Source organism: Bradyrhizobium sp. Unk1 (assembly GCF_059512345.1).
Genome location: NZ_JCAMOP010000090.1, coordinates 1 through 11083, shown reverse-complemented (window position 1 = coordinate 11083; position 11083 = coordinate 1). Strand labels below are relative to the sequence as shown.

General features: G+C 57.0%; 4 protein-coding genes and 1 pseudogene. 4 read left to right on the top strand and 1 reads right to left on the bottom strand.

Going from position 1 to position 11083, the window contains the following annotated elements; translation table 11 throughout:
* Nucleotides 1-746 precede the first annotated feature (746 nt).
* The 4 genes and pseudogenes from AC5ZFO_RS46065 (at nt 747) to AC5ZFO_RS46050 (ending at nt 10235) form a co-directional block, all read left to right on the top strand.
* Nucleotides 747-7205, top strand: a complete 6459-nt coding sequence (locus AC5ZFO_RS46065; protein WP_496124010.1) for an amino acid adenylation domain-containing protein — start codon at nt 747-749, stop codon at nt 7203-7205.
* Between the two features lie 36 nt (nt 7206-7241).
* Nucleotides 7242-8621, top strand: coding sequence for an MATE family efflux transporter (locus AC5ZFO_RS46060; protein ID WP_496124009.1), 1380 nt, complete (start codon nt 7242-7244; stop codon nt 8619-8621).
* Between the two features lie 78 nt (nt 8622-8699).
* Nucleotides 8700-9038, top strand: coding sequence for a hypothetical protein (locus tag AC5ZFO_RS46055; protein ID WP_496124008.1), 339 nt, complete (start codon nt 8700-8702; stop codon nt 9036-9038).
* A 34-nt stretch (nt 9039-9072) separates the two neighbouring features.
* Nucleotides 9073-10235: pseudogene (locus AC5ZFO_RS46050) on the top strand (IS256 family transposase).
* A 204-nt stretch (nt 10236-10439) separates the two neighbouring features.
* On the opposite strand, the gene AC5ZFO_RS46045 reads toward AC5ZFO_RS46050, so the two are convergent.
* On the bottom strand, nt 10440-10673 hold the full coding sequence (locus AC5ZFO_RS46045) for a YdcA family protein (protein WP_496124011.1): 234 nt from the start codon (nt 10671-10673) through the stop codon (nt 10440-10442).
* Nucleotides 10674-11083: the final 410 nt, after the last annotated feature.

Below are 11083 nucleotides of genomic sequence, written 5' to 3'. Positions count from 1 at the left end.
CACGTCCGGTTTGATGAGCGGGGAGAGGAAACGGAACGCGCGACAAGCGCATCACCGCGCCTCTCCTCGACTCTACTTCGTCCGGCGGCGGTGTCGCGAGCTGATAGCATCTGGCATTTGCAAGGACGAGGTCGAGACCGTTCGCAAGCTGTTGATGTCAGCGCGCGGCGAGATCGGCATGAGTGAACGTGGCCTCCATCCAGATGCCACCGGTGCACAGCGCCTCAGGGCAGATCGGCACATCCGATAGGTCGGACGTCAGGAGTTTTCGAGCTCGTCGCGAGCATGGAACCAGTGACAGCTCAAAATGTATCCTCGACGCTACCGCGCTGTGTCCACACCGATAAATCCGCCGCCCAGCTTTGCCGCCATGAAGAGGCGAGATCCAAGTGGTATGGTCGAGTGGTTATAGCGCGGAGGCTGACTCGCGCCATCTGGCTCGGCCATATTCACCTTTGGGCGCAAATGACGAGGCGTTCATACCGGGGCCCTATCTAGTCAGGATTGATTGGCAATGACCTAACATGACCGCGTTCGGTTGAAGACGGTTATGTTCGGGGTCAGACAATGAACACGCGAGGCGCCGCGCCCGGCCGCCGCAAAAAGCACATTAATCCGTCCTTTGGCCAAGTTGGCACGTCTGATGCTGAGAGCTGGTGAGGTTCAGTTCACCGAGAGTCGGTCACCGCCGGCGGGCAGTTCGGACTCCCAACAATTTTCTGATCTAAGGGCTTGGCGGGACGCGTATGGCTACGGAAACTCGATCCGGCAAGAATCGGTTTGTGGAATGTCAGCCGATCGACGCGATCATGGCGATCGATCGCCATGCAAGATCGGATCCAGAGAGGGTTGCGCTGAGGGTCGGCGCGGACGAACTCACCTACAAGGCGCTGCGATCAAGATCGGATGCCCTCGCAAGGACGTTGCGAGAGCGGGGCGCTCAGGGCGCGGTCGTCGGCTATTGGGGTGAGCGGGACCTCGACTGGGCGACTGCGGTCGTCGCAATTTTGAAGGCGGCATCAACGTACCTGCCGCTCGATCCATCGTTACCGGCTTCGCGTGCATCATTCATGATCGAGCAGAGCCGCTGCGCTCTGATTATTGGCCCACACCAGCTGGATTCGCTCGGCCTGTTCCAGGCGAATAGCAAGGGCGCCACGCAATTCATGCCGATGGAGGCGGCGTTACGACAGGGTCAGACTTCGTCTGTGGTGCCATCGTCAAGTGAGAATGGGCCCGCCTACATTCTATTTACGTCTGGTTCGACCGGCCAGCCTAAGGGCGCAATGATCGAGCGCGCAGCCCTAAACAATCATTTGGCGGCAAAGATTGATGCCTTAGCCCTCGCTCAGACCGATTGCATCGCTCAGACGGCCTCGCACTGCTTTGACATATCGCTGTGGCAGCTGCTGGCGGGGCTTTGCGTAGGAGGCAGTGTCGCGATTATTGATGATACGACACTGAGATCGCCGGTGACCCTCCTCAAAGCGATTCAAGGTTACGGCGTGACGGTTGTTCAATTCGTTCCGTCGATGCTTGCAGTTTTTGTTGACTATCTGCAGTCGCTTGCGGTGGCCGAGCGAGCTCTGGACAGCTTGCGAATTATTTCTACGGTCGGAGAACCCTTAACACCCGGATTGGCGCGCGCCTGGCTTGCCTTGTATCCCGGGGTCCCCATTCTTAACCACTATGGGCCGACCGAATGCGCGGACGGAGTTACGCATCATCTGGTTTCCGTACCGCCTGGGCTGGCTGACTCTTATGTTCCGATCGGCGAACCGATTTCTAACCTTGAGGTTTATGTCGCCGACGGACCGCGGCTGTGCAACACGGGAGAGGTCGGCGAAATCTGTGTTAGCGGCGTTGGTGTCGCTACTGGTTACGTCAATGACGATGTCCGCACCAAGGATGCCTTTGGGCCAAACCCGTTCTCAAGCGAACTATCCTTTCAGCGCCTATACAGGACAGGTGATCTCGGGCGCGTTCGTCCCGATGGCCTTTTGGAATGTCTCGGTCGACGGGACCGTCAGGTCAAAATCCGCGGGCACAGAATTGAGCTGGGAGAAATCGAAGCCCGCCTCTCCGCTCATCATTTGGTGCGCGGCGCCGTCGTGGTCGCCTCCTGCGCAGGCGTAAAGCTTACGGCGAGAGACATAACCAGGGCCGGGGGGGAAAGTGGATCGAGACGCCTCTTCGCGTATGTGTCAGCTCCGGCTGAGCTGGCGCAAAGCGAGCTTCAGGACTTTCTTGCCGAAGCGCTTCCCACCTACATGCTTCCAGAACGGATCATCCACGTCGGCGGTATTCCACTGACAAGAAACGGAAAGGTCGATTTTGGAGCATTGCCGGACCCCTACAGTGTCCGCCCTCTCTTGCCGACGCCATTTGAGGAGCCGCAAACAGAGCTCGAAGCCAAGCTGTGTCAGATCTGGTCCGCCGTTCTACGTATTGAGAACATTGGCGTGAATGACCAGTTCATAACCCTCGGCGGCGACTCGCTCCGGGCAATGCTCATATTGGGTCAGTTGCAGATCCAGCTCGGAGTGAGACCGGATTTCAGGCTAGTCCTGAATGGAACGATCCGATCTCTTGCGGCCTCGATCTCGGCCCGAATCGAATCCGAACCGTGCATAGCCCCGGCAACCGGAAAGCTTGCGCGATCGCCTCTGACGCGGGTTCAGGAGCACCTATGGTTTCTCTCGCAGCTCGATCCGTCTGCCCGGAACTACGTCATTCAAGGTGGAATACGAATAAGGAACCTCATCGATCTGGCCGCATTCCATCGCGCCTGGAGCGATGTCGTTCATGCCCATCAGGCACTTTCGGCCCGCTTTATCGACGAGGACGGTCCGGTTCAGCTTTTTGAGGCTCCGCAATGCGCTCTTGAATTGACTGATGCATCTCATCTGACACCGCAGCAAGCGGAGGAGTTGGTCGCTGAGTTTCGGCGAACAGAGCTGAACGGCAGCTTTGATCTCTGCCAAGGTCATTTGTTTCGCGCGCGCATGATCCGTTTTGGCCCTGACAATCATCTCATACTAATCACCGCTCACGAAATTATCATCGATGCCTGGTCGATCTCAGTTCTACTTAGGGACCTTCGGCAAAGGTACGCAGATGCCGCGGCGTTTTTGCCAGAGAACCGGGCGTCACTCTCGACTTACGCGGCCTGGGAAACACAACACGCTACCCCAGAGGCGCTGGCCAACCAACGTAGCTATTGGCGTCGTCAGATCGGTGATAATCCGCCGGTGCTTTCGCTTGGAACGGGAAGAGCGCGGCCGCAGACAAATTCCCATCGCGGCGCCTCGCATCCGGTGCTGCTTGATAGCGAGCTCTCCAATCAGATACGGGAGTTTGCGTATCGACATAGGTGCACCACGTCGACAACACTCCTCGCATGCTTCAAACTGCTGCTGCGGATGTATAGCGGTCAGAACGATATTATCGTTGGCATACCGCACGTGGTACGGGATCAACCTGGCAGCGCTGATATCGTTGGCTTTTTCCTCAATATGCTGCCGATCCGCGCCGCGATCGATGTCGAGCAGTCCTTTACAGTTCATGCCTTGCGCATCCATAGCTTGGTCAGCGATGCCATTGCAAATTCGGCATATCCTTTCGGCTGGATGGTAAGGGATACCCAGCTACATCGCGAAGCGGATCGATCACCGATCTTCCAGGTCATGTTCAACATGTACTCCGAGGCTGCGGAGCCACATGGCCCACATGAGCTGGATCTGTCATTCCGCGAATATGACACCGGCTATGTAAAATTCGACCTGACATTGTACGCACAAGAGCAGGGCGACGAAATTGCCCTTCAGCTAGCGTATGCGGAAGACATATTTTCCCGCGATCTGATTCTTCGCATGGCAGAGAATTTACGCTGTCTGATTGCAGCCTGCATTGAGAAGCCGCTTGCGCCAATTAACGATCTGAGTTGCGTCAACGCGTCAGATATCGCGATGCTGGACTCGCTGGATGGGGCGGCGCAGCCATATACGAATGAATGTCCGCTTATTGAAGCGTTCGAGCAAATAAGTGCCTCCCATCCTAACCAGGTGGCGTATTTTGGTGATTTCGGTGAAATCACATTCAACCACCTGCGTGAGCGTGTAACAGCTATCAGGTCGCAGCTGGTGGCTACGGGCCTAGGGGCTGGTGATATGGTCGCCATGCTGGTCGACCGATCGCCCGACGTGGCCGCTATTATTCTTGCCGCACGAGCATTGCAGTCCATTGTTGTCCCGATATCCCCCGATTATCCACGTGATCGCGTCGAACACATCCTCCGAGATAGTCAGGCAAAGCTTTTGGTTCACGCAAATAGCTTCGACCTCGGTTTTGACATGCCGTCGATTTGTCTATTAACCTTGGGAGGGAGCTGCGCGCCAGCGCAGAAGCTTGAGCGCGACGGCACACCGCCGGCTCAGCGAATTGCAAGCCTTATATACACGTCATCTTCAACCGGAAAGGCGAAGGGGGTTCTTATACCAGAGTCGGCAATTCTCAATCGATTGCACTGGATGTGGCGACGCTTTCCCTTCGATAGTACAGACGTCATAGCTGTCCAGAAGTCCGCGTCACTTGTCGCCTCCGCTTGGGAGTACCTTGGGGGACTTCTGAGAGGTGTACCCGCGCTGATCCTGACCCAAGAGCAGTTGCTGGATCCAGATCTATTGTTGTGCACGCTGGCTAGACATCGCGTGACCCGCTTATTTGCCTCGCCGCCGCTTTTGTCCGGCCTCATTGCTTCCCAGGAACGGCACCCGCAACCGACGACGTTGCGGTTGGTTACAAGCAGCGCTGAACCGATGCCTTCCTCGCTCCCCGTTCGCTGGCGTGCGCATTTCCCGGACGTGCCCTTGTGGAACTTCTATGGTGCTACAGAATGTGCATCCAATGCAGCAGTCTATGATACGTCGGACCACGACGGCTCGTCACTCGTCCCCATTGGGCGCCCAATCGATAACGTCAAGCTCTACGTGCTCGATGCTCACTTGAAGAGAGTCCCTGTCGGAGCTTCTGGCGAACTGTGCATCGCGGGACGCTGCTTGAGCGCTGGGTACTGGCAGGATCAAGATCGGACCAGCCGCTGTTTCGTACCCAATCCGTATGATCACGGACAATACAGCGTTCTCTATCGAACTGGCGATATCGCACGCATCTCAACCAGCGGCCTCCTCCAGATCTGCGGCCGCTCGGACAACCAGACCAAGGTACGCGGCTTTCGTATCGAGCTGGAGGAGGTCGAAACAGCCCTCGAGTCACATCCGGCAATCGCAAAGGCTGCGGTTATCGCAGACGGCATGGATGACCAGCGTCGCTTGAGCGCAATCGTGGTTCCGGCTCGCGAAAGTCTAAGTTCTGGGGATATTGTCACCCACCTGCGCCAAACATTGCCATCCTACATGATTCCCTCCGCCTTCCGTTTGGTTGACGGCATCCCCCTTACGGCGAGCGGAAAAATAGATCGAGCTAGATTGTCGTCCGTTCCTTACCGCGAAGTCGGTCCTGGTCGATCTGCTGAACCGCGCACGAAAGAGGAGCTTATCCTTGCTGGGATCTGGCAGGATCTATTAGGCGCCAAGCGGGTCGGAATCGATCGGAGCTTCTTTGATATCGGCGGAAACTCCCTTCTGAGCGTGCGTTGCGTCACGCTGGCGCGCAAAGCTGGGTTAACTCTCACTGTCAACCAACTCTATCGAACACCCACCATCAGGGAATTGGCGGCAGAGGGAGCGGCGGTTACACTCCATAGCTCCCCTTCCGCAGATGGCTCATTGCGAGTTGCCCCCATAATCTCATCTTGGACCCGTCTTTTTGGCTTTGACGAGCATTTCAACATCGGCGATCTGTTCTTTTTGCCCGGCGTCGCCCTGAATATCCCGCTCCTGGAGCGCGCCCTTGCCCATGTCATGGATAGGCACGAAGGCCTCAGACTCCGTATTACCCGAATCGAGGATGGTCTACGCCTGACAATCAAACCGTCTGTGGCCCAACGCCTCGTTGAGGAAATCGATCTTGTCGGAATGACCGGCCTACAGCAGCGTGAGGCCATCGAAAGCATCTCTGCCAGACGTCAACATATCTTTCGGTTTGATGGCCAGACGTCTCTTGTTCACGTCACGGCGTTCCGCACATCTGAAAGGCGCGATTACTATCTGCTGGTCTTGATGCATCATTTTGTGGCGGACGGGATAGGCTATAGATTGTTCTTGGAAGCATTGGATGCGGCGTACAACGCCCTTGCCTCAGGCCACGCCGTGAGGGGTCCCGAGAGCATACAAAAGCTCTCTGGATGGTTGAAGCGCCTTGAGCACTACGCTAACAGCGAAGCGCCAACCGAACTCAAATACTGGGAGAGCATTGATTACCATCAGTTCGATTTGCACGTCAGCGACACTTCCTCGGGCGGCGCGAGCTTTTCGGAAGTGAGCGCGAGAGAGCTTTACTATGCACGTCTTGAAGGCCGCGCGGATGAGGCGAACTGCCGGGCGCTTTGGGAAGATCAGGCCAAGCACCATTTCGAGATTGATAAAAACGCCACAGCTGATCTCCTCAATATTGCAGCCGGATCTGCGGACTGTCAGGACTTTGATGTGTTTCTTGCCGCCATATCTGGTTCCTTTGGACGCGTTTTCGGCAACTATTCGCTCTGGATTGATAGCGTTATTTCAAACCGAGGTCGGCTGTTTGACGATCTCGATCCATCTGAGATTATCGGGGTTGTCAGCGAGATCGTTCCGCTTCCCTTGGTTCTCGTGAGATCGGAGCTCCGTGCCGATCGTGCTCGTTCAATATACCGCCAGCGCAATGCCATGCCACGCAGCGGCATAGGCTTTCGGGCAATGAAAATCCTAAATCGAGATCCAGCCGTGCGGAGCCGGATCGATCGCCTGCCCTTACCCAAAATAGGATTGAATTATCGACCGGGTTTGCAGCGCCACTTTCCACGACGTCTGCTAACCAAGGCACCTTCTCCAGTCTGGATCGGCCAAGATGTAGTTGAGGCGGCTATGAAATACCTCTTTTGGTTCAGTGTCGGATATCGAGACGGCCGTCTACAGATCGAAACGACGTACAATTCGACCAAGGTCAGCTATGAAGTGACCCGCAATCTTTGCACGGTGTTGCAACAGGAGCTGTTGCAGACGATCAACGAGTTCGGAAAAGCGGGCGACGCCGTAATCCATGGATAATCCGGATACGGATTTCGCCGCCGAGATCGCGATGTAATGCCAAGGAATAAACAGCACATCGATCTATCGGATCCCAACCTTTCGAGCCTCATCCTGCGGCTCGCCATTCCCTCAATTATTGGCTTATCGATCAACGCGTTTCAGCAGGTCGTCAACTTGATCTTTGTTGGCGCACTTGGCGTGCAGGCGATGGCAGCTGTCAGCATGACCCTGCCCATCGTGGTCTTGCTTACGGCAGTCGGACAGGGGATCGGGGTTGGAACAGCGTCGCTCATATCTCGTCATTTTGGCGCTGGTGACTACCTGGAGGCGAGTCGAGGCGCGAGTACCGCGCTCGCGCTCGCCGCTCCGATCGGCATCATCGTGACGGTCGCTTTGCTTCTAAACCTGCGAGGGATCTTTGTAACGCTCGGGGCAAGTCCAACCATTACGCCCTTGGCGCTCGACTACGCGGCGACGCTTTTGTTCGGGTACACCGTGATGCTACTAAACATGGTCAACGGCTTCATCGTCAGAGCCGAGGGTAACACACGATTCAGCATGTGGACGATGATGACCGCCTTCACACTGAACGCTGTGCTCGATCCGGTCTTCATATTCTTACTAGACCTGGGCGTGCGAGGCGCAGCCCTCGCAACGCTGGTATCTCAGATCGCAGCCATAAGCCTCTATATCGCGTACTTTACGAATGCTCGCGGGATAGTCCGCGTCAGGGCATCTCACATCTCAGTGCGAGCAGATCGCATCAGACAGCTCGCATTCATTGGGGCGCCGGCGAGTATAACCAGCATTTTATCTGCCGTTGACTTTATGCTCTTGTACAGAGCTGCTGCGCCGTTCGGCGACGATTCGATCGCCGCCGTGGGAATAGCTGTGCGGTTGCTGACGATCGGCGCACTGCCTGTCACCGGCTTCTGTATAGGCTCTCAAGCTGTCCTGGGTTTCGGTTGGGGCGCAGGAGACTTTGCTCGCGTATTGAAGGCTGCGAAATTGATGCTCTCGATGACTGTCGCTCTTTCCGTTGCCTATTCTGCGGCCGTTGTGATTTTTGCCCGGCCTTTGGTCGGGCTGTTCAGTGATAGCGAGAATGTCACGAGACTCGCGGTCTCGACCTGCAGCGCCTTCCATCTCTTTTTTGGGCTTTTTGGTATTCAGAGCGTCGCGACAACGATGCTTCAGTCATTCGGGAGAGCACGTCTCAGTGCACTTGTTTCCTTGGCGAGGCAGGGATATCTCTTCATACCGGCCGTACTGCTATTCCCGCCCATGTGGGGTTTCAACGGACTTTTGGCCAGCCAGGCAATCGCTGAGCTGGGCGCCGGAATGATCGCGGTATTCGTCATGTTCCACCAATTCGCTCAGATCGGACGAGCGCTCCGGCACCCCGCTTCAAAAGCGATCGAGATCGCGGGTTGAGCTGACAACGGGCATCATCGGAATCCAGCGCATTGAGCCTACGTAGCCGTTGCGCTCCAAGAAAGTGACGAGCGTAACATGCAAGAGCCATGCAGCTATAGTAGCAATCTTCAGCGGCGGTGCTCGCGATCAAGCCGTCAGCTGCTGCCGTCGGACGTTGTTGTGCGCACCTGTCCCGGTACTTGGAATGGCGGAGCCGAACTCCTGCCCTCGCATGAAGGAGCCGTGGCCACGGCCGTCGTCGGGAGAAGGCATGAGTTTGCGATCGGACGTGCCTGTGCAAGAGCAGCGTTGTCCGAGTTAGGCGTTCCTCCTTGCCCTATCCTCAGCGGCCTACATCGTGAACCCCTTTGGCCGCCAGCTGAGGTGATAACGTACAGAGTCTTTCGCACTTTCAGGATTGACGGCTTCTTCTAGAATGAAGGAGCTTTGAATGAACGATGGGAATGCCATGGGTCAGGTGATCCAAATTGATGAGGCCCGGATTCGAGATCACCTGGGCGAGATGGTCCGCGGGACGGTGGAAGAGACCCTGAACGCGATGCTGGAGGCCGAAGCGGACCAGTTGTGCGGGGCTGGACGGTATGAGCGCAGCCCGGCCCGGCAGGACACGCGGGCAGGCAGCTACGAGCGAACGCTGCACACCAAGGCGGGCGACGTCAATCTGAAGGTCCCGAAGCTACGGCGGCAAACCTTCGAGACGGCAATTATCGAGCGCTACCGGAGGCGGGAGAGCTCGGTCGAGGAGGCGCTGATCGAGATGTATCTGGCCGGAATTTCGGTTCGGCGGGTCGAAGACATCACGGAGGCGCTGTGGGGCACCCGGGTCAGCCCGAGCACAGTGTCGAACCTGAACAAGAAGATCTATACCAAGATCGAGGCGTGGCGGAATCGCAGGATCGAAGGCGAGCATCCGTGAAGCGCAGCTGGGCTGGTGAGGTTCGCAACGTCTCGCTGCTGGTGGCCTCGGCAGTCAATGCCGAGGGGTTCCGGGAGATCCTCGGCATCTGTGAGGGCGCCAAGGAGGACAAATCCGGCTGGTCATCGTTTCTGCAGCATCTCGTCGATCGCGGTCTCAGGGGCGTGCAGTTGGTGGTTTCCGATGCGTGCCGAGGGCTTGTCGAAAGCGTTGCGGATTATCTGCCGGAGGCCCGCTATCAACGCTGCATGGTGCATTTTTATCGCAATGTCTTCAGCCACGTGCCGTCGACCCGGGTCCGCGAGGTGAGCCACATGCTCAAGGCCCTTCATGCCCTGGAGAGCCGCGCCGCGGCCGACGAGAAAGCCAGGGCCGCCATCGCGGATCTGCGGGCAAGCCGTATGGCCAAAGCTGCTGATCTCGTCGAGCAGGCGGTTCACGAGACGCTCGCCTACTATGCCTTTCCGGACATCCATTGGCGGAAGATTCGAACGAACAATCCGCTCGAGCGCATCATGAAGGAGATCCGGCGACGAACCCGTGTCGTCGGTGCCTTCCCCGACGGTCAATCCTGTCTCAACTTGGCGGCGGCCAGGCTGCGGCACATTGCGGGAACGGCGTGGTCGACCAAATGCTACATGAACATGCGACCGCTCTATCAGCCACAACTCTCTGAAACCGGAGCCGTCGCCTGATCAAAAGTGCGAAAGATTCTGGACAGTACCGTCTTTGCCCCACCACAAAGCCTTGTCGTCAGGCGGGCGGGCGGTGTGATCTTTTGAGCCCTCGGTCGCCTTTAGGTTCGGCTTCCCCGATTCAAGCACGACCGGCAGCGCAAAAAGCCTCGATCGCGCGATTGAGTAAAGCGAGAGGCGACTCAGTGGCCGGTCACGATCTCTTCATGCTTCTGCCGGAGGTGACCAATTATGAGAACATGTCTGTTTGGATTGGCTAATCGTTCCGTTCTTGCAAACAAACTTACCATTCTCACAATGAGAAATACCACCTTTCTTGCCTGAACAAGGCGTGTTCCGGGCTTCGGCGAGCGAGACTGAGCCGAGGAGGGCCGTAGCTAATAAACCTGCGCTCGGACCAGCGACCGCCCCGAACGCAACGATACCCGCGACAGACATTTTCTTGATGCAGTTCATCGCGAAATCCCTCCTGTCGGCCCAGACAAATTGTGCCATGGCATGTCGTAGCTGTAGGAGGAGCGCTCCCACCTGACCGTGAAGTCGCGTACTCTGGCGGCAGACTGCGCAGCTCTGCCGGGCTGGCGATTTCATCACGAGTCGCGATTGTACCGCTAAGGGACCGCATCTCAGCGGCCCCTTTCTGGTCCAACTTGAAAGCCGGAGCTCATGGAAACGAGGTCGCTACGTCCAGGGTGAGTTGCCGTAGAAAGAAAACAGAACGTCAGATCAAAGCTCCTGCTAGTCAGAAGTGGTAGTTCACCCCAACCCGGAGATCGTGTCCCTAAGCGTGGTGTAGCTGGCGGCGGGTCACCGCGTTCGCCGGCATGGGCCGGGCTGATCAGCTGGCG

What these genes read in the sequence shown, in the direction of transcription:
- AC5ZFO_RS46065 (WP_496124010.1), top strand. Translation starts at nt 747, where the DNA reads ATGGCTACGGAAACTCGATCCGGCAAGAATCGGTTTGTGGAATGTCAG.
- AC5ZFO_RS46060 (WP_496124009.1), top strand. Translation starts at nt 7,242, where the DNA reads ATGCCAAGGAATAAACAGCACATCGATCTATCGGATCCCAACCTTTCG.
- AC5ZFO_RS46055 (WP_496124008.1), top strand. Translation starts at nt 8,700, where the DNA reads ATGCAAGAGCCATGCAGCTATAGTAGCAATCTTCAGCGGCGGTGCTCG.
- AC5ZFO_RS46045 (WP_496124011.1), bottom strand. Translation starts at nt 10,673, where the DNA reads ATGTCTGTCGCGGGTATCGTTGCGTTCGGGGCGGTCGCTGGTCCGAGC.